Origin of the sequence: Curtobacterium sp. MCBD17_030, from assembly GCF_003224255.1 — a bacterium.
Taxonomy (GTDB): Bacteria; Actinomycetota; Actinomycetes; order Actinomycetales; family Microbacteriaceae; genus Curtobacterium.
The window spans coordinates 98210-117348 of the sequence record NZ_QKLI01000004.1 but is presented as its reverse complement, the minus strand read 5'-3'; the positions used below and the strand labels follow the sequence as shown (position 1 = coordinate 117348).

The window sequence follows — 19139 nt, the reverse complement described above, 5'->3', positions numbered from 1 at the left end:
TAACCGCGACCGACGACGATCCCGAGCGTGTCGCAGCGCGGCCCGGCGTGGCCGCTCGTCGTACCCGTTCCTCAGGCCGCGCGGATGCGGTCGAGCGCCAGCTGCAGGTCGTCCGGGTACGACGCCTGGAACTCGACCCACTCCCCCGTGCGCGGGTGCGCGAAGCCGAGGCGGATCGCGTCGAGCCACTGCCGCGTGAGCCCGAGCTCCTCCGCGAGCACCGGGTCGGCGCCGTACGTCGTGTCGCCGACCAGTGGGTGCCGGGTCGCCGCCATGTGCACACGGATCTGGTGCGTGCGGCCGGTCTCGAGGTGGACCTCGAGCAGCGTCGCGGACCGGAACGCCTCGAGGGTCGCGTAGTGCGTGACGCTCGGCTTGCCGTCCGCGGTGACCGCGAACTTCCAGTCGCTCGAGGGGTGCCGCCCGATGGGGGCGTCGATCGTGCCGGAGGTGGGGTCCGGGTGTCCCTGCGCGAGCGCGTGGTAGACCTTCTCGACCGTGCGCTCCTTGAACGCCCGCTTCAGGTGCGTGTACGCCAGCTCGGTCTTCGCCACGACCATCAACCCGGAGGTGCCGACGTCGAGTCGGTGCACGATGCCGGCGCGTTCGGCGGCGCCGGACGTCGCGATCGTGAAGCCGGCGGCGGCGAGGCCTCCGGGCACGGTCGGCCCGTCCCAGCCGGGCGAGGGGTGTGCGGCGACACCGACGGGCTTGTCGACGACGACGATGTCCTCGTCGTCGTGCACGACCGTCATGCCGGGGACCTCCACCGGGATGATCCGCGGGGCTTCCTTCGGGGTCCACTCGACCTCGAGCCACGCGTCGGCGTGCAGGCGGTCGGACTTCTCGGCGACGACGCCGTCGACCCGCACCCCGCCCGCCGCGACGACGTCGGCCGCGAAGGAGCGACTGAAACCGAGGAGCTTGGCGATGGCGGCGTCGACACGCTCACCGGCGAGCCCGTCCGGGACGGGCAGCTGACGCTGCTCGCTCACGTCGCGTCGCTCATGTCGCGTTGCTCACGTCGCGTCGTGGCCGAGCGGGCCGTCAGCGGACGGTCGGGAGGCGCGGCTGGCGCCCGGAGCGTCGGACGCGGCCCCCGACTCGGGAGCCGCAGCGCCGGACCCCGTCGCGGCGGAGCCCGCAACGTCGGTCGCAGAAGCCTCGGTCATCGCGCGCTGCTGCTTCTCGGAGACGGCCCGCGTCCCGTCCAGGTTCACCCCGAGGATCACGAGCAGCACGAAGACGACCATGCTCACGCAGATGAACGAATCGGCCACGTTGTAGATCGCCGGCATCATCCACGGTGTCGAGATGAAGTCGACGACGTGGCCGCGCCCGAAGCCGGGTTCACGGAACAGCCGGTCGGACAGGTTGCCGAGCGCCCCGCCGAGGAGCATGCCGAGCACGATGGCCCACCACATCGACCGGATACGTCGGGCGTAGACGACGATCGCGACGACGACCGCGGCGGAGATCAGCGAGAAGACCCACGTCATGTTGACAGCGAAGGAGAACGCCGCACCGGGGTTCCGCACAGAAAGGAACTGCAGCGCGTTGCCGAGCACGGGGACGACGACGCCCTCGGGCAGGTTCGCCACGACGAGTGCCTTGGTGACCTGGTCGAGCGTCACCACCACGACAGCGGCGAAGGCCAGTGCCGCGATCGCGCGTGCACTGACCTTCGCTCGTGGGACGGGTCGGTCCAACGTCAGTTGCCGAAGCCCTGCGCCGAGGCCGGGGCCGGCGCGAAGCCGGACTGCTCGGTGCCGGCAGACGAGTCGAGCTCGGAGAGCTGGCTCTGGATGTAGCTCTTGAGCTGCGCACGGTAGTCGCGCTCGAACGTGCGGAGCTCGTCGATCTTGCCCTCGAGCTGCGTGCGCTCCTGGTCGAGCACCGCGACGCGCTGGCGGTTCTGGTTCTCGGTGTCGGCGAGGACCTGGCGCTGCTTTGCCTCGGCTTCGGACACGAGGCGGGCGGCCTGGGCCTGGCCCTCGGCGATGAGCGCATCGCGCTTCTCGACGCCCTCGCGGACGTGCTCCTCGTGGAGACGACGGGCGAGGGTCAGGAGGTTCGTGGTGCCCTCGGTGTCCTCGTCCGGGTTCACCGTGGTGACCGGGGCGGCAGCGGCGACCGGTGCGGGCTCCGGAGCGGCGGCGACCGGGGCCGGCTCGGGCGTCTGGGTCGGAGCGGGCTCGTCGTCCTTGGCGAGCGACGGAGCGGATCCGGCCGACTCGAGGCGCTGACGCAGCTCCTCGTTCTCCTGGTTCAGGCGACGCAGCTCGGCCACGATCTCGTCGAGGAAGTCGTCGACCTCGTCCTGGTCGTAGCCCTCGCGGAACTTGGTCGGCTGGAACCGCTTGTTGACTACGTCTTCCGGCGTCAAAGCCATTGCCGTCACCTCAATAGAACTGCTGAACGTGTGGAACCGGGGGCCCTGCTGGACCGTCCGTGCTGAACGTACCAGCCGGGGTCCCGGTGCGGATGTCCCGCCAGGGCAGGACATCGATCCCGACCACCGTACACCGAGGGCGGCTCCGAACCGTGTCGGCTGCCCGCGTGGCGCGTGTCGCGACCCTGCCGGCCGGATCCCTCGACGGGGTCGGGATCAGATGAAGCGCAGTGCCAGGGACTGCACGACGACCCGCAGGATGATCACGACGAGCATCACGATCGTCCATCCGAAGTCGAGTGCGACGGGTCCGAGCCGGAGCGGCGGCAGGACACGACGTACCGCCTTGATGGGCGGGTCGGTGACCGTGTAGACGAACTCCGCCACGACCAGCAGCGCACGCTGCGGCCGCCATGAACGGTTGAACGACTGCACGATGTCGAGGATGAATCGCCCCCACATCACGTAGAAGTACAGCGTGAGGAGTAAGGAGAGGATCGTGAAGATGAACACGGTTCGGCTCGCTCGTCTCGTGTGACCGGGGCCGGGAGGCACCGGTCACGGGGCGGGTGGGCCTGGGTGCCGAGCGGTCATCCGGGAGCCGGTCGGGCACCCGTACCGCGCGGGCGGCTCAGGACTGGGCGAAGAAGTTCGCCTCGATGTCGGACTCTACCTCAGCAGGCTCACCGCTCACTGCGATGTGCGCGGGGGAGAGCAGGAAGACCTTGTTCGTGACGCGCTCGATCTTGCCGTAGAGGCCGAGCGACAGGCCGCTGGCGAAGTCGATCATCCGGCGGGCGTCACCCTCGGTCATCTGCGAGAGGTTGATGATGACGGGGATGCCGTCACGGAAGCTCTCGGCGATGGACTGGGCGTCCTTGTACTCGCGCGGGTGGACGGTGAGGATCTCGTTCATTTCCTGGACCGGGGTCGCCTTCTGTGCGGTCGTGTGCGATCGGCGGAGCGGGGTGACCTGCGCGCCGCGCTGGGAGGTGTGCTGGGGCTTCGCGGGTGCGGCGGCCGGGGCGGCAGCTGCGGGAGCGGCGGCGGCCGGGGCGGCAGCGGGCGTCGCGGCGGCCGGGGCCTCCTGCTGCGCTGCCGCGGCCGGGGCCTGCTGGCGCGCCTGCGTGGGCGCGGCCTGCTGCTCGTCCTCGTAGTCGAGTTCCTCGTCGGCGAGGCCGAGGTAGACCATCGTCTTCTTCAGCGGGTTGGCCATGGTTCCTCCGGGGGTCGTGCTCGTTGTTGCCCTGCGACGAGGCTATGGTGCGGCGGGGCGATTCCCGGTGATTGCGGTCCCGATCCGCAGGTGTGTCGCGCCCTCGGCGATCGCGTCGGCGTAGTCGCCGCTCATGCCGGCGGACATGTCCGTCGCCGCGGGGTCGAGCAGGCGCACGCGCTCGGAGATCGCGCGGAGCCGGGCGAAGGCCGCGCGGGGCTCCTCGTCGAGCGGCGCCACCGCCATCACACCGCGGAGGCGCAGGGTCCCGGTGGCCAGGACCCGCTCGGCCAGCGCGTCGACGTCGTCCGGTGCGACCCCGCCACGACCGGGGTCGTCGGTCAGGTTGACCTGCACGAACCCGTCGAGCACGCGGGGGTCCGGCTCTGTCTCGGTCGGGGCGAAGGCGTCCACGACGCTCGCTCGGTCGAGGGACTGCACCACGTGGGCGTACCGGCGGGCCTGCCGGGCCTTCTTCGACTGCAGTTGTCCGACGAAGTGCCAGGTCAGGCCGAGGTCCTCGAGTTCCGCGGCCTTGGCCTGCGCCTCCTGGTGGCGGTTCTCCCCCACGTCCGTGACGCCGAGCACGGCGAGCTGCCGGACCAGGGCGGCCGGGTGGTACTTCGTGACGACGACGAGCGTCAGCTCGTCGACGGAGCGGCCGGCGGCGCGAGCCGCGTCGCCGATGCCCTCCCGGACGGACGCCAGCCGAGCCTCCAGTCCGGTGTCGGACGCTGCGGACACAGGCCGAGCCTCCAGTCCGGTGTCGGACGCTGCGGACACAGGCCGAGCCTCCGGTCCGGTGTCGGACGGGAGGCTCGGCTCACGCTGGTCGGCGTCACTCACGTGCGCGGACGGCTCACTTCAGGAAGTCGGGGACGTCGAGTTCGTCGTCGTCGTCGAAGGCCGGGTCGGCGGCGCGCTGCGCCGGCGGCTCGTGCTCCTGCGACGCCCAGGACGGGGTCGAGTGCCCGGAGTCCTCGATGCGGTTGGACGAGCCGGTGGTGACGGGCACGGTGGCGCCGGCGTCCGGGTCGACGTAGCTCGAGCGACGTTCCTGGTGCTGCTGCTGCGACGGCTCGCCACCGTCGAAGCCCGCGGCGATGACGGTGACGCGCACCTCGTCGCCCAGGGTGTCGTCGATGACCGCACCGAAGATGATGTTCGCTTCGGGGTGCACGGCTTCCTGCACCAGGCGGGCCGCGTCGTTGATCTCGAAGATGCCGAGGTTCGAGCCGCCCTGGATCGAGAGCAGCACGCCGTGTGCACCGTCGATCGAGGCTTCGAGCAGCGGCGACGCGACGGCGAGTTCGGCCGCCTTGATCGCGCGGTCGGCACCCCTCGAGGAACCGATGCCCATGAGCGCCGAGCCGGCACCCTGCATGACGCTCTTCACGTCGGCGAAGTCGAGGTTGATCAGGCCCGGCGTCGTGATGAGGTCCGTGATGCCCTGGACACCGGCGAGGAGCACCTGGTCGGCCGTGGCGAAGGCCTCGACCATGGAGATGCCGCGGTCGGAGATCTCGAGCAGGCGGTCGTTCGGCACGACGATGAGCGTGTCGACCTCGTCCTTGAGGCTCGCGACGCCGTTCTCGGCCTGCGACTGACGACGCTTGCCCTCGAAGCCGAAGGGCTTCGTGACGACGCCGATGGTCAGGGCACCGATCGACTTCGCGATGCGCGCGACGACCGGGGCACCACCGGTCCCGGTGCCACCACCTTCACCGGCGGTGACGAAGACCATGTCGGCGCCGGCGAGGGCTTCCTCGATCTCCTCGGCGTGGTCCTCGGCGGCACGTCGGCCCACCTCGGGGTCGGCGCCGGCGCCGAGACCGCGGGTGATCTCGCGACCCACGTCGAGCTTGACGTCGGCGTCACTGAGGAGCAGCGCCTGCGCGTCGGTGTTGATGGCGATGAACTCGACGCCGCGGAGGCCGAGTTCGATCATGCGGTTGACGGCGTTGACACCGCCGCCGCCGACACCGACCACCTTGATGACGGCGAGGTAGTTGTGGTTCGTGGTCACGTCTGTCCGGCCTCCGGTCAAAACCCTCAACCTGTGCTTGAAGTTCAGAGTTCTAGCTGCTACGAATGGTGCTGGCCCCGACGCTACGGGTGCCGTCCTGCTGCTGACGACCCGCCACGCCGCGTGTCGCCGATCACGGCGCAGATCGTGTCGCCGCCGCGCCCGAGCAGCGCGCGGTCACCCCTGCGGTCGGATGATGCCGTTGTCCGGCGCGGACACGTCGTACTCGACCTTCGAGCCCTTGTCACGTGCCACGTGGTCCTGCACCAGGGCGGCCAAGAGCGTCGCCTTCGCCGCCGACTCGTCCGGGCTCCCCCACACCACGCTCGACCCGTCGCTCATCGTGAGCGTCACGTCGTCCGACGTCGACGCCGCGATGCCGGACACCTGGTCGCGCACACTGGCGGGCATCGCCAGCACGACCTCGGTCATCGTGCGGAACACCGTGCTGCCGAGCGCCGCCCGACTGATGTCCGCCACCGGCATGCCGTCCGGCCGCTTCGTCGTCGACTGCACGACGATGCCGGCCGGGTCGACCAGGTCGAACGTCTTCCCGGACTGCACCGCGACGACCGGGGTCCGCTCGGTGACCGTGACGACCAGGGTGTGCGGCGGCTCCTCCTCGGTCACGTAGCTCTCGATCAGCGGGAAGCCCGCGATGCGCTGCTGCACCTCGTCGAGGTCGATGCGGGCGAGTGGCGTGCCGATCTGACCCGACAGTGCCGCACGGACCTGCGCGGCATCGACCCGGTCGGTGCCCTTCACCTCGATGGTCTGCAACGCCATCAACGGCGAGAACACCGCGACGAGGATCGACACCACGAGGACGACGACGACACCGCCCGCCGTGATCCACGCCGCGCGTCGGTGCCGGGAGCGGCGGGTGAACCGACGGACCTCGGCGCGCTCGAGCAGTCGGCGACGCTTGCGGGCGACACGGGCCTCGCGAGCGGTCTCGGCAGCGCGGACGCGGGCACCGATCGGGGTCTCGTGCGGCACGTGGGTGGACACCGGGGCGTCGATCACGTCGGTGCGGGTACCGGCACCCGGACGGGAGGAACGACCCGGCTCCGTCACGTCGGCACCCGTCGCGGCGGCACCCGGCGTGCCGACGGGCGCGGCATCGTGTCCGGTCAGGCGTCGGTTGAGCGGCACCGGAGCGGTCAGGCGGTCGTCCGGCGTGTGGTCGTCCGCCGTCAGGTCGACCGCCGGGAGGTCCGGCAGCAGCGCGTCGAGCCGGTCGGGGTGGACGTCCGACCTGGGGGTGGACGCGGCCACGTCGTCGCGGGGAACCGGTGTGCGCGAGGCACGCCGGGCCTCCCGGGCGCCGCTCAGCGCCGACCGGAAGCCGCCGCCGCGAGCCGGACGTCCGCCCCCGGCCACGCCGTCACGACCGTCCGGGCCGGTGGACCGCTCGTCGGCCCCGCCCCGGTCGTCGAAGCCCTCGGGGCGCTTCACCGGCCTGCGGCTCCGGCGTCGTCGGAGGTCTGCAGGGCCGTCAGGACCTGCGGGATGATCCGGTACACGTCACCGCAGCTCAGGGTCATGATGATGTCGCCCTCCCGGGCGACCGCAGCCGCACGGGCCGAGGCCTCGGACCAGTCGGGCAGGTAGTCGACGCGGGCCTGGTCGGCGAAGCGCTCCTGCACCAGGGCGCCGGTGACGCCGGGCTCCGGGTCCTCGCGCGCGCCGTAGACGTCGAGCACCACCGTGTGGTCGGCCAGTTCCTCGTAGACCTTCGCGAAGTCGGCTGCCATCAACCGCGTCCGCGAGTACAGGTGCGGCTGGTGGATCGCGATGATCCGGCCCGCGCCGACCACGTCACGGGCGGCGTGCAGGGCCGCGGCGACCTCGGTCGGGTGGTGGGCGTAGTCGTCGTACACCGAGACGCCGCGCTCGACGCCGTGCAGCTCGAACCTGCGCTCGGTGCCACCGAACGCCTCGATGCCACGGACCGCGTCGGCCGGCTCGACACCGAGCCCGACGAGCACCGCGAAGGCGCCGACGGCGTTGACGGCGTTGTGCCGACCGGGTACACGGAGGGCGATGTGGTGGGTCGCGCCGCCCCAGCGGAGATCGACCGTCACCCCGGCCCCCTCGGTCACGCGCTCGATGCGGACGTCGGCTCCCTCGGCCTCGCCGAAGGTGACGATCTCCGGAGCGTCGGGACGGGCACGGATGCCCTCGGTGACACGGACCGCGCCGGCGTCGTCACTCGAGACGACGACACGTTCGCGGGCCTTCGCGGCGAACTCGACGAACGCGTCGATGAAGGCCTGCTCGCTGCCGTAGTGGTCCAGGTGGTCGGGGTCGACGTTCGTGATGAGCGCGATCGCGACGTCGTAGAGCAGGAACGAGCCGTCGGACTCGTCCGCCTCGACGACGAACAGCTCGCTGCTGCCCGGTGCCGAACTCGTGCCGAGCGACTGGATGACGCCGCCGTTGACGAAGCTCGGGTCCAGGCCCAGCTCGACGAGCGCGGTGACGACCATGCCCGTCGAGGTGGTCTTGCCGTGCGCACCCGCGACCGCGACCAGGCGGTGCTCGGAGATCAGCGCGGCCAGGGCCTGCGACCGGTGCAGCACCGGCAGCCCGCGCCGTTGCGCCTCGAGGAGCTCGGGGTTGTCCGGCCACAGCGCACTGGTGACGACGATCGTGTCGGCGTCACCGACGTTCGCGGCGTCGTGCCCGATCCGGACCTCGGCACCGAGCTCGCGCATCCGGCCGGTCGTCGCGGTCTCGCGGGAGTCGCTACCGGTGACGCGGTGACCGGCGGCCAGGAACATCCGCGCGATGCCGCTCATGCCGGACCCGCCGATGCCGACGAAGTGCACCGTGCCCAGGTCGTCGGGGATCGGCTGGGTGAGGTCCGGCTTGATGGTCATGCTTCCTCCGTGGTGCTGCTGGTGCGGCGCCGCCTGCTGGTGCGGGCGGCGCTGAGGACGAGTTCCGTCATCCGGTCGGCTCCGTCGCGGTGTCCGACACTGCCGGAGCGGACGGCCATGTCCGCGATGCCGGCACGGTCCTCCAGGATCGTCAGCAGCTGCAACGTGATCCAGTCCGGCGTGAATTCCTGGTCGGCCACGAGCACCGCTCCCCCGGCGGCGACCACGTCGCGGGCGTTGTACCGCTGCTCGCCGTTGCCGACCGGGTACGGCACCAGGACGCTCGGCAGTCCGACCGCGGTGAGCTCACAGACCATGCCGGCACCGGAGCGCGAGACGACGAAGTCCGCCGCGGCGTACGCCAGGTCCATCCGGTCGCAGTACGGCAGCACGTGGTACCCGTCCAGGTCGCTCGGGCCGATGTCCGACGCGGCACCGACGACGTGCAGGATCTGCCAGCCCGCACCGAGGATCGTCGCCGCAGCCTGGTTGACGGTGCGGTTGATGCTCCGCGCACCCGACGAGCCACCCGTGACGAGCAGCACCGGGCGGTCCGGGTCGAGGCCGAACTCGGCGAAGCCCGCCGCACGCTCGGCGCGACGGTCGAGCCGCTCGATCTCCCGGCGCAGGGGCATGCCGACGACGCGGGAGTGCGGCAGCCTGGTGTTCGAGAAGGTCACACCGACGTGGCTCGTCAGGACGGCGGCCATCCGGTTCGCCAGCCCCGGCTTGGCGTTCTGCTCGTGCACGACGATCGGCGTGCCGGTCCGCTTCGCCGCGACGTACGCCGGTGCCGCCGCGTACCCACCGACGCCGAGCACGACGGCGATCTCGCGCTCGCGGATGATCTGTTCGGTGCGCCGCACCGCCGACCAGAAGGCACCCGGGAACCGCAGCGCGGCGCCGTTCACCTTCCGCGGGAACGGCAGCCGCGGGATCGTCACGAGTTCGTACCCGCGCATCGGCACGAGCCGGAACTCGAGCCCCTCGGCGGTGCCGAGGACCAGGACCTCGTCCTCCGGGGACCGCTGGGTCAGTCGGTCGGCGACCGCGAGCAGCGGGTTCACGTGGCCAGCGGTCCCGCCGCCGGCGAAGAGGAAGCGGCTCACCGCAGGGCTCCGTTCCGTGTCCCGGGTTCCGGGACGGTGGTGCCGCGCACACTGCCACCGGAGCGGCTGGGCAGGTCACGGGCGAAGGACAGCACGACTCCGATGGCGACGAGCGTCATGATGAGCGCCGACCCACCGGCTGAGATGAGTGGGAGCGGCACACCGAGCACCGGCAGGAGCCCCAGCACGACCGCGATGTTGACGAGCGCCTGCCCGATCACCCAGGCGAGGACGCCGCCGGTGACGGTGCGGACGAAGGGGTCCGGGGACAGGCGGATGACCCGGATCATGCCGATCGCCAGGACGACGAACAGGGCCAGCACGACGACCGCGCCGATCAGCCCGAGTTCCTCGCCGACGATCGCGAAGATGTAGTCGTTGTCCGCCTCGGGCAACCACGACCACTTGAGCTTCGAGTTGCCGAGACCGACGCCGAACACCCCGCCGGACGCCAGCGCCCACATGCCGTGGACGGGCTGCCAGCAGAGGTCCTGCGCCTGGTTCGAGTCGGTGCAGCCGGAGAGCCACGCGCTGATGCGGGACTGCCGCGAGCTGGAGGCCATGGTCACGACCGGCAGCATGACCGCGATCGCCGCGACCCCCACCGCGAGGTGCCGCAGGCGGACACCACCGACGAACAGGCTGCCGAAGACCAGGATCATCATGATCATGGCCGTGCCCTGGTCGCCGCCGACCAGGACGAGCCCGATCGAGACGGCGGTCGCGAGCCCGACGGGGATGAAGACCTCACGCCAGTCGTGCAGCTTCTCGCGCTTGCGGAACAGCACCGCGCCGATGCCGAGCACCAGGGCGAGCTTGAGGATCTCGGACGGCTGGGCGGTGAACCCGCCGATGCCGATCCAGTTCCGGTTGCCCTGCACCGAGATGCCGATCGGGCTGAACACCAGCAGCTGCAGGACGAGCCCGGCAAGGAGGATGCGCATCGCCCAGCGGCGCCAGAACTCGGCGGAGAGCCGACTGACCACGAGCATCAACGGCACGCCGATGAGCGCGTACAGGCCCTGCTTCGCGAAGGCGCCGAAGAAGCCGTGCTTGTAGCGGTACTCCTCCACGCTCGACGACGACAGGACCATCACGACGCCGAAGACGACGAGGAAGAGCGTGACGCCGAGGATCGTGTAGAACGTGGTGGACTCGGCCACGAAGACGTTCTTGACGGCCACGACCGCGCCGTTCGAGCGACGGCGGGCGCCGTCCACCCCGGAACTCACACGGGCGCCGGCTGCGGCTCCCGCTGCTCCGGCACGGGCTCGGGCACTACGGCCGTTCGTCGGCAGATCCGTCGGTGTCGCCATCGGCGTCGCCTCCCAGGTGCTCGTGGACCGCTGCCGCGAAACGTTCGCCCCGGTCGGCGTAGGAACCGAACTGGTCGAAGGACGCGGCGGCCGGGGCGAGGAGGACCGTGTCGCCCGGCCTCGCGACCGATGCGGCATGCCGGACCGCCTCGGGCATGACCTGTCCAGTGTCCAGCGCTTCCACCTGCAGCACCGGGACCGTCGGCGCGTGTCGTGCGAATGCCTCCAGGACGGGGGCCCGGTCGGTGCCGATCACGACGACGCCTCGGACCCCGGGCCCGAAGCGCTCCACCAGGCCGTCGATGTCGACGCCCTTGAAGAGCCCGCCGACGATCCACACCACGGAGTCGAACGCCGACAGCGAGGCGGTTGCGGCATGCGGGTTCGTCGCCTTCGAGTCGTCGACCCAGGCGATGCCGTCGGCGGTGGCGACGGACTCGGTGCGGTGGTGGTCCGCGCGGAAGGCCTGGACGGCGGAGCGGATCGCGCTCGGCGGGACGGACCCGGCGCGGGCGAGCGCCGCGGCGGCCAGCACGTTGGCGGTCATGTGCGGGCTGTCGAGCCCGGCGGTCTCGAGGTCCGCGACGGTCGCGAGCTCGAGCGCGCTGTTCCGGCGGTCCTCGGTGAAGGCGCGGTCGCAGAGCACGTCCTCGACGACCCCGACGTCACCGGGGGCCGGCACGCCGAGCGAGAAGCCGACCGCGCGGCAGCCCTCGACGACGTCGGCGTCCTCCACCATGCGGCGGGTCACGTCGTCGGCGGTGTTGTAGACGCAGGCCATCACCGTGCGCTCGTAGACCTTCGCCTTCGCCGCGCGGTAGGCCTCGGCCGACCCGTGCCACTCCAGGTGGTCGTCGGCGATGTTGAGGCACGCCGAGGCGAGCGGCACGACGGCACCGGGGCCCTCGGAGGCCATCGAGTGCAGCTGGTGGCTGGACAGCTCGACGACGAGGACGTCGAAGCCCTCCGGGTCGCGGACCACGTCGAGCACCGGGACGCCGATGTTGCCGCAGGCCACGGCGCGCAGTCCGGTGGCGGCGTACATCGCCGTGGTCAGCTGCGTGGTGGTGGTCTTGCCGTTCGTCCCGGTGATCGTCACCCACGGAGCGGCGACCGGGCCCTTCACGACCTTGTCGCGGACACGCCAGGCGAGCTCGATGTCGCCCCAGACCGCGCCGTGCTCGTGTGCCCATACGACGGTGGGGTTGCGCGGCGGCAGGCCCGGCGACACGACGACCAGGTCGGGTGCCTGCTCGACGAGTTCCGCGGGCACCGTGTCGAGCGGCGTCTGCACGAAGCGCGCGCCGATGACGTCCAGCAGTTCGACGCTGTCGGCGGGGGCGTCGGTCGAGTAGACGACGACGTCGCTGCCGAGCTCGGCGAGGGTGTCCGCCACCGAGAACCCGGTGGCACCGAGGCCGAGCACGGCGACCCGCAGCCCCTTCCAGCCCTCGGAGTGCCAGCTGTCGAGACCGTTCAGGCGTTCGCTCATTGGACTCGTGCGATCCATTCCAGGTAGAACAGTCCGACCCCGGCCGCGACGCAGAGCCCCGCGATGATCCAGAACCGGACGACGACGGTGACCTCGGCCCAGCCCTTGAGCTCGAAGTGGTGGTGCAGGGGGCTCATCCGGAAGATGCGCTTGCCGTGCGTGATCTTGAAGTACGCCCGCTGCAGGATGACCGAGCCGGTGACGATGAAGAACAGGCCGCCGATCAGGATGAGCAGCAGCTCGGTGCGGCTGAGGATCGCCAGGCCGGCCAGCGCGCCGCCGAGCCCGAGGGAGCCGGTGTCGCCGAGGAAGATCTGCGCCGGCGACGTGTTGTACCAGAGGAAGCCGATCAGGCCACCGCAGACCGCGGCCGCGACGACCGCCAGGTCGAGCGGATCCGTGACGGTGTAGCAGGCGTGCTTCGTGCTCTCGTCGATCCGGGCGCCGCCACAGATCTGGTTCGACTGCCAGAACCCGATGATGACGTAGGACCCGATCGCCAGGATGCTCGATCCGGTCGCCAGGCCGTCGAGCCCGTCGGCGACGTTGACGCCGTTCGAGGTCGACACCGTGAGCAGCACGATCCACGCCAGGAACAGGATCGTGCCGATGACCGTGCCGAGGGCCATGAAGTCGAGCCACGGGACGTCCCGGATCGCCGAGATCATGGTCGATGCCGGCGGCTTGCCGCTGTCCGCCGGGACGACGAGCGCGATGGTGGCGAAGACCACACCGACGATGACCTGTCCGAGCACCTTCGCCCAGCCGCCGAGCCCGAGACTCCGCTGGCGGCGGACCTTGAGGAAGTCGTCGACGAAGCCGACGACACCGAGCCCGACCATGAGGAACAGGACGAGCAGCCCGGACAGCGTCAGCGGGTCCCGACCGACCAGGTGTCCGACGAAGTAGCCGAGCACCGCGCCGAGGATCAGGACGATGCCGCCCATGGTGGCGGTGCCACGCTTCGTGTGGTGCGACTGCGGACCGTCGTCACGGATGAACTGCCCCCACCCGAGTCGGTGGAACAGCTTGATGAACAGCGGCGTGAGCAGCAGTGTGAACACCAGCGACACAGCGCCGGCGACGAGGAGCGCGATCATTCGGGGACACCTCCGAGGCGGTCGCCGAGGAACCGCAGCCCGGCCGACTTCGAGGACTTGACCAGGACGACGTCACCCGGACGCACGAGTTCCTGGAGGGCACGGACGGCGTCGTCGACGTCCTCGATGAACACGGACTCGCCGTCCCACGATCCCTCGAGGGTGGCGGCCTGGTGGATGGGCATGGCACCGCGGCCGACGACCACGAGCTGTCCGATGCCGAGGCGCACGACGAGTCGACCGATCGTGTCGTGCTCCTCCACCGAGAACTCCCCGAGCTCGGCCATCTCGCCGAGGACGGCGACGGTGCGCTCCCCCGGTCGGACGACCTGCGCGAGCGTCCGCAGTGCGGCGGCGGTCGAGTCGGGTGAGGCGTTGTAGGCGTCGTTGATGACGGTGACCCCGTCCGGGCCCTGCAGCAACTCCATGCGCCAGCGCTCGGCACGCGTCATCGACGCGAGGGCCTCGGCACCGTCGGCGAGCGGCACACCCCAGAGGTGCGCCACCGTCAGGGCGGCGGCCGCGTTCATCGCGTGGTGCTCGCCGAGGATGGCGAGGCGGACGTCGACGGTCTCGAGGACGTCGGACGGGCCTCCCGTCACGTCGTCGGGTGTCGGCGCGGTGTCACCGACGGGAGGCGCGGTGAGCGTGAAGCGGGTGCCCTCGCGGTCCGTGGTGACACCGCTGATGCGGTAGTCCGCCGCGGCGGACGTGCCGAAGCCGACCACGCGGGCGTCCGTGCGCTCGCGCATCCGCGCCACGCGGTCGTCGTCGACGTTGAGGAGTGCGGTCGCGGTGGCCGGGAGGTCGGTGACCATCTCGGACTTGGCGCGCTCGGTGGCCTCGATCCCGCCGAACTCGCCGGCGTGGGCGAGACCGACCTTCAGCACGACACCGACGTCCGGCTCGGCGATGCGGACGAGCTTCGCGATGTGGCCGATGCCGCTCGCGCCCATCTCGACGACCAGGAACCGGGTGTCCGTCGTGATGCGGAGCATCGAGACCGGGGCGCCGACGTGGTTGTTGAACGAGCCCTCCGGCGCGACGGTCTCACCGGCGCGGGACAGGATCGTGCGGAGCATGTTCTTCGTGCTCGTCTTGCCGTTCGAGCCGGTGATGCCGACCACGCGGAGTGACCCGCCGGCGCGGACGCGCGCGACGACCTCGTGCGCCAGGGCGGCCAGTGCGGCGTACCCGTCGGCGACGACGATCTGTGCGGTGGCGGAGTCGGCGGGCAGGTCGACGGCACGCTCGGTGACCACCAGTGCGGCACCGGCGGCGGCGGCGGACGGCACGAAGCGGTGTCCGTCCGTCTCCTCGCCGAGCAGGGCGAAGAAGACGCTGCCGGGGGCGACGAGCCGCGAGTCCGTCTCCACCGAGCCGTCGACGGTGGAGTCGGCGGCACCGTGGACGAGCTCGCCGTCGACCGCGGCGGCGATCTCGGCGAGGGTCAGCGCGATCATCGGGCGTCCTCCGCCGGGCCGGAGTTCGGTTCCCAGCCGGCTTCGCGGAGTGCGGCGCGGGCTTCGTCACGCGCCGAGTACGGCGTCCGCACGCCCTGGATGTCACGGTAGTCCTGGTGGCCGGGGCCAGCCCAGAGGATCGAGTCCCCCTCGCCGACCAGGGCCACCGCGGCGCGGATGGCGGCCTCGGGCGGGCTCACCTCGTGGATCTCGTGCTCCGGGTACGCGGCGCGGGCGGCATCGACCAGGGTCTTCCGGATCGACGCGGCGTCCTCGAACCGCGGGTGGTGGTCGGTGACGACGAGGATGTCGGACCCCTCGGCGGCCACCCGGGCCATGTCCGCACGCTTCGTCGTGTCGCGGTCGCCGTCGGCGCCGAACAGCATGACGACCTTGCCGGGCGTGAACTGGCGCACCGCGGCGAGGGTGTTGAGGAAGGCGTCCGGACTGTGCCCGAAGTCGACGTAGACGCTCGGGCCGGAGTTGCCGGAGACGCGCTCCGTGCGACCGGGCAGGTAGCACTCGATGGCGCTGACGACGGTGCCGTCCCGCTCGTCGGCGTAGGTGCGGTGGTTGGTCTCGAGCGCGTGCGCGATCGCCCCGAGCTCGAACCCGCCCTCGACGAGCATGACGATGGCGAGGGCGGCGTTGGCCGCCATGTGCCACCCGATCAGCGGGACGCGGGTGATCAGCTCGCGGCCCTCCGGTCCGGTCAGGCGGAACTCGGTGTACGCGGCGTGGGCCTCGACGATGTCGACGTGCCACTCGGCCTCGACCTCGGGGTGCACGGTGATGGTGGTCACCGGGATCCGGCAGTCCTGGACGACGCGGTGGCCCCAGTCGGTGTCGAGCGAGACGACACCGCGCCGGCCGTGCTCGGGCTGGAACAGCGGCAGCTTCGCCTGGAAGTACTCCTCCATGTCGGCGTAGTCGTCGAGGTGGTCGTGGCTGAGGTTCGTGAACGCCACGACGTCGAAGACGATGCCGTCGACGCGGTGCCGGCTGAGGGCCTGGGCGCTGACCTCGACGGCCACGGCGCGGACCTCGCTCTCGCGCATCCGGGCGAGGAGCGCGTGCATCTCGCTGGCCTCGGGCGTGGTGAGACGGCTGGTGACGCTGAGCGAACCGATGTGGCGCTCGGCGGTCGAGCTCAGACCGGTGACCAGGCCGAGCTGCCTGAGGATGCCTTCGAGGATGTACGAGGTGCTCGTCTTGCCGTTCGTCCCGGTGACGGCGAAGAGCTGCGGGAGCTCGGCCTCGTCCGGGTTCGTGCGGTACACCCACGCGGAGACGTCCCCGAGCGCTGCCCGGGGGTCGTCGACGACCAGGACCGGCAGGCCGGACGGCTCGGCGACCGCCACGCCGTCGGCATCGGTCAGCACCGCGACAGCACCGCGCTCGGCGGCGTCAGCGGCGAACTCTGCGCCGTGGCGGTTCGCGCCGTGGACGCCGACGAACAGGTCACCGGGCTGCACCTCGGCGGCACTGAGGGTGACGCCGGTCGTCTCGACGCCGTCGAGCGACCCGACGACCCGGAGCCCGAAGGCGTTCGCGAGTTCGGCGACCGGCCGCGGGGTCGGGTGTTCGGGCCGGAGGACCGGGGGGATCCGTGCTGACAAGTGCTCCTTCTTCCTCACCACGTGGACGGGTCGGCCTACCAGGTCGACGGGTAGGTCCGTGCCTGGGTCGTGGAGGGGGCGACTCGGTACTTCTCGAGCACCTGGGACATGAGTGTGCGGAACGCCGGAGCCGCTCCGCTCGACCACTTGGTGGTCTGCGGCTTCGTGAACGTCACCGTGACAACATACTGGGGGTCTTCGGCGGGGGCCATTCCGGCCACCGAGATGATGCGATCCGCGCCGTAGCCCTTCGCACCGTCGGCGACCTCGGCCGTTCCGGTCTTCGCGGCGATGTTGTAGCCCGAGATCGGCTTCATGCCGACCAGGGTGCCGCCGGTCACGACGCTCTGCAGCATGTCGACCGTCTGGGTCGCCGCGGCGGCCGACACGACACGCTTGCTCTGCACGTCGGGCGCGTCGATGGTCGTGCCGTCCTCGGTCTGGCAGCCCTTCACCATGTGCAGCGGGATCCGCACACCCTGGTTCGCGAGCGTCTGGTAGACGCTCGAGACCTGCATGGCCGTGGTCGAGATGCCCTGGCCGAACATCGAGTTGATGTCGGTCTGCTTGTCCCACTGCGGGCTCGCGCCGTAGTCCATCGTCGGCTGGCCCGGGTAGTCGATCGCCGGCTCGGGCTCGAACAGGCCGAACTCGCGCATCACGTCGTAGCGCTGCTGCGTCGTCAGCTTCGAGCCGAGCTCCGTGATGCCCACGTTCGAGGAGTCCCGGAGGATGCCGGTGAGCGTGAGGTTCTCGGTGGGGTGGAACTCGGAGTCGTGGATGGTGCCGCCCCAGGGGAACGTCCGCGAGTACGGCACGACGGCCTGGGTCGTCGGGCTCGCCAGCCCCTTGTCGATGAGGGCGGCGGCGATCGCGGCCTTGATCGTCGACCCGGGCTCGTAGGCGGCGGTCAGGGCGCGGGAGCCGTAGGCGCCCGGGTCCTTCGTCGCGTCGACGTCGTTCGGGTCGACCGTCGGGTAGTCGGCGACGGCCAGGACCTCGCCGGTCTTCGCGTTCACCACGGTGGCGGTGGCGGACTCGGCCCTGAGCTGCTGCGCGGCGTCGGCGATGTCCTGCGACGCCATGTACTGCAGGTCGCTGTCGATCGTGGTGACGAGCGTGCCGCCGTCCTTCGCGCGCTTCTGCGTCACGGTGCTGCCCGGCAGCTGCACGCCGTCCTCACCGCGCTCGTACGTCTCGGAGCCGTTCGTGCCGGCCAGGCACTTCTGGTACGCCAGCTCGAGGCCGGCCTGGGCACCGTCGGTCCCCATGAAGCCGGTCACGTTGCCGGTGGCGGCCCCGGTCGGGTAGGACCGTGCGGCCTGCTGCTCCGGGTAGAGCCACGGCACCTGGAGGGCGCGGACGGCCTCGTAGTGCGCGACGTCGATCCCCTTGACCAGGTAGGCGAAGTCGGACTTCGGGTCGGCCGCGATGTTCGCCTGCATCGTGGCGACCTCACCGCCGGAGGCCTTCGCGATCGCGCTGAGCGCCTGGTCGACCGAGATCTCCTTGACGCGGGTCCCGCCGAGCTTGCCGTCGAAGGCCTTCACCAGTCGCGGCGACGTCGTGATGTTGTACCGGACCACGCTCTCGGCCAGGGCCGTGCCGTCGCGGTCGACGATCGTGCCGCGGGTGCCGTAGAGGGTCACCGGGATGCTGCGCTTCGACTCGGCGGCCTTCGACAGCTCGTCGGCCTGCACGACCTGTATGTCGACCAGTCGGACCACGAACACCGCGACGAGCGCGATCACGGCGATCATCACGACGCTGTAGCGCAGTCGTCGGTTGCGGAGCGTCTTCGTCACGAGCGGCCTTCCCGGGGTGGTGCTGAGCCCTCGGTCACCGGGTCGTGGGTGCCTGGAGCTGGTTCGCGTCGGACTCTACGGAGGACTTGGTCGAACCCTGGTCCGACGCGCTGGACGCCCCGGCCTTCCCAGTGTCGGCGGGGGCCGTCGCAGCCACCGCACCAGCGGCCGGAGCAGTCGTGCTGTTCTCCTTGCTCGTCGCGGTGTCGCCCTGCTTCGCGGCGAGCGGCACGTCGCCGAGCAGGGAGTTCGGGACCTGGTTCGCGGTGTTGCCGGTCGCCTCTTCCGGTGTCGCCGGCGTCGGCGTGCCGTAGACGGTGCCGGTCTTCGGGTCGAGGTACACCGGCGTCGAGTTCGCGATCATGCCGAGGGCCTGCGCGTTGCGGGCCAGGTTCTGCGGCGACTCGAGCACCTTGAGCCCCTCGGACAGGGACGCCTGGGTCCGCGTGAGCCCGGTCTGCTCGGTCTTCAACGAGCTGAGTGTGTAGGCACCCTGGCTGAGCCCCATGCTGATGCCGAGCTGGGCCAGGAGCAGCAGCCCGAGCGCGGCGATCGCGACGATGGCGTAGGCCACCCGCGGTCGGGCACGGCGCTGCGCCTTGGTCGGGGTGACCTCGACGAGCTCCGGGCGCTTCCGCTCGGGTCGGACGTGGTCCGGACGCGGCGCGCGCGACGGGGCGACGGCAGGGTCGACGAGTGCGAGGTTCGTGCTCATG

General features: G+C 71.1%; 17 protein-coding genes. All 17 read right to left on the bottom strand.

Annotation, left to right across the window (positions count from 1 at the left end):
• Nucleotides 1-71 precede the first annotated feature (71 nt).
• The 17 genes from DEI89_RS05850 to DEI89_RS05770 all read right to left on the bottom strand — a co-directional run bounded on the left by DEI89_RS05850 (nt 72) and on the right by DEI89_RS05770 (nt 19138).
• Nucleotides 72-995: an RluA family pseudouridine synthase gene (locus DEI89_RS05850; protein ID WP_110903103.1), complete on the bottom strand. Its 924-nt coding sequence runs from the start codon at nt 993-995 to the stop codon at nt 72-74.
• A 24-nt stretch (nt 996-1019) separates the two neighbouring features.
• A complete protein-coding gene (lspA, locus tag DEI89_RS05845) occupies nt 1020-1709 on the bottom strand; it encodes a signal peptidase II (RefSeq protein ID WP_181421516.1) in 690 nt (229 codons plus the stop codon).
• A 2-nt stretch (nt 1710-1711) separates the two neighbouring features.
• Nucleotides 1712-2392 carry a DivIVA domain-containing protein gene (locus tag DEI89_RS05840; RefSeq protein ID WP_110903101.1) on the bottom strand — a complete coding sequence of 227 codons (681 nt, stop codon included), beginning with the start codon at nt 2390-2392 and terminating at the stop codon, nt 1712-1714.
• Between the two features lie 216 nt (nt 2393-2608).
• Nucleotides 2609-2905 carry a YggT family protein gene (locus tag DEI89_RS05835; protein WP_258366247.1) on the bottom strand — a complete coding sequence of 99 codons (297 nt, stop codon included), beginning with the start codon at nt 2903-2905 and terminating at the stop codon, nt 2609-2611.
• Between the two features lie 118 nt (nt 2906-3023).
• Nucleotides 3024-3608, bottom strand: a complete 585-nt coding sequence (locus DEI89_RS05830) for a cell division protein SepF (RefSeq protein WP_110903100.1) — start codon at nt 3606-3608, stop codon at nt 3024-3026.
• A gap of 42 nt (nt 3609-3650) precedes the next feature.
• Complete coding sequence (locus tag DEI89_RS05825; RefSeq protein ID WP_181421515.1) at nt 3651-4352, bottom strand: YggS family pyridoxal phosphate-dependent enzyme; 702 nt, start codon at nt 4350-4352, stop codon at nt 3651-3653.
• A gap of 115 nt (nt 4353-4467) precedes the next feature.
• Nucleotides 4468-5634, bottom strand: a complete 1167-nt coding sequence (ftsZ, locus tag DEI89_RS05820) for a cell division protein FtsZ (RefSeq protein WP_110903099.1) — start codon at nt 5632-5634, stop codon at nt 4468-4470.
• A 177-nt stretch (nt 5635-5811) separates the two neighbouring features.
• Entirely contained in the window at nt 5812-7092 is a 1281-nt protein-coding gene (locus tag DEI89_RS05815; RefSeq protein WP_110903098.1) for an FtsQ-type POTRA domain-containing protein, read from the bottom strand.
• Entirely contained in the window at nt 7089-8519 is a 1431-nt protein-coding gene (gene murC / locus DEI89_RS05810) for a UDP-N-acetylmuramate--L-alanine ligase (RefSeq protein ID WP_110903097.1), read from the bottom strand. Before murC ends, DEI89_RS05815 begins: the two co-directional genes overlap by 4 nt.
• Entirely contained in the window at nt 8516-9628 is a 1113-nt protein-coding gene (gene murG / locus DEI89_RS05805) for an undecaprenyldiphospho-muramoylpentapeptide beta-N-acetylglucosaminyltransferase (RefSeq protein WP_110903096.1), read from the bottom strand. The genes murC and murG overlap by 4 nt, the downstream gene beginning before the upstream one ends.
• Nucleotides 9625-10944 (bottom strand): putative lipid II flippase FtsW, encoded by a 1320-nt coding sequence (ftsW, locus tag DEI89_RS05800; RefSeq protein ID WP_110903095.1) that lies wholly within the window; start codon nt 10942-10944, stop codon nt 9625-9627. The genes murG and ftsW overlap by 4 nt, the downstream gene beginning before the upstream one ends.
• Nucleotides 10907-12436, bottom strand: a complete 1530-nt coding sequence (gene murD, locus DEI89_RS05795) for a UDP-N-acetylmuramoyl-L-alanine--D-glutamate ligase (RefSeq protein ID WP_110903094.1) — start codon at nt 12434-12436, stop codon at nt 10907-10909. The genes ftsW and murD overlap by 38 nt, the downstream gene beginning before the upstream one ends.
• On the bottom strand, nt 12433-13536 hold the full coding sequence (mraY, locus tag DEI89_RS05790) for a phospho-N-acetylmuramoyl-pentapeptide-transferase (RefSeq protein WP_110903093.1): 1104 nt from the start codon (nt 13534-13536) through the stop codon (nt 12433-12435). The genes murD and mraY overlap by 4 nt, the downstream gene beginning before the upstream one ends.
• A complete protein-coding gene (gene murF / locus DEI89_RS05785; RefSeq protein WP_110903092.1) occupies nt 13533-14999 on the bottom strand; it encodes a UDP-N-acetylmuramoyl-tripeptide--D-alanyl-D-alanine ligase in 1467 nt (488 codons plus the stop codon). Before murF ends, mraY begins: the two co-directional genes overlap by 4 nt.
• Nucleotides 14996-16618, bottom strand: coding sequence for a Mur ligase family protein (locus tag DEI89_RS05780; protein WP_110903201.1), 1623 nt, complete (start codon nt 16616-16618; stop codon nt 14996-14998). Before DEI89_RS05780 ends, murF begins: the two co-directional genes overlap by 4 nt.
• A gap of 35 nt (nt 16619-16653) precedes the next feature.
• Entirely contained in the window at nt 16654-18423 is a 1770-nt protein-coding gene (locus DEI89_RS05775; RefSeq protein ID WP_110903091.1) for a penicillin-binding protein 2, read from the bottom strand.
• Nucleotides 18424-18457: 34 nt separating this feature from the next.
• The gene (locus tag DEI89_RS05770; protein ID WP_110903090.1) at nt 18458-19138 is read right to left on the bottom strand and encodes a hypothetical protein; all 681 of its coding nucleotides are present in this window, start codon (nt 19136-19138) and stop codon (nt 18458-18460) included.
• Nucleotide 19139 lies beyond the last annotated feature (1 nt).

What these genes read in the sequence shown, in the direction of transcription:
- DEI89_RS05840 (WP_110903101.1), bottom strand. Translation starts at nt 2,392, where the DNA reads ATGGCTTTGACGCCGGAAGACGTAGTCAACAAGCGGTTCCAGCCGACC.
- DEI89_RS05830 (WP_110903100.1), bottom strand. Translation starts at nt 3,608, where the DNA reads ATGGCCAACCCGCTGAAGAAGACGATGGTCTACCTCGGCCTCGCCGAC.
- murC (WP_110903097.1), bottom strand. Translation starts at nt 8,519, where the DNA reads ATGACCATCAAGCCGGACCTCACCCAGCCGATCCCCGACGACCTGGGC.
- ftsW (WP_110903095.1), bottom strand. Translation starts at nt 10,944, where the DNA reads ATGGCGACACCGACGGATCTGCCGACGAACGGCCGTAGTGCCCGAGCC.
- murD (WP_110903094.1), bottom strand. Translation starts at nt 12,436, where the DNA reads ATGAGCGAACGCCTGAACGGTCTCGACAGCTGGCACTCCGAGGGCTGG.
- mraY (WP_110903093.1), bottom strand. Translation starts at nt 13,536, where the DNA reads ATGATCGCGCTCCTCGTCGCCGGCGCTGTGTCGCTGGTGTTCACACTG.
- murF (WP_110903092.1), bottom strand. Translation starts at nt 14,999, where the DNA reads ATGATCGCGCTGACCCTCGCCGAGATCGCCGCCGCGGTCGACGGCGAG.
- DEI89_RS05770 (WP_110903090.1), bottom strand. Translation starts at nt 19,138, where the DNA reads ATGAGCACGAACCTCGCACTCGTCGACCCTGCCGTCGCCCCGTCGCGC.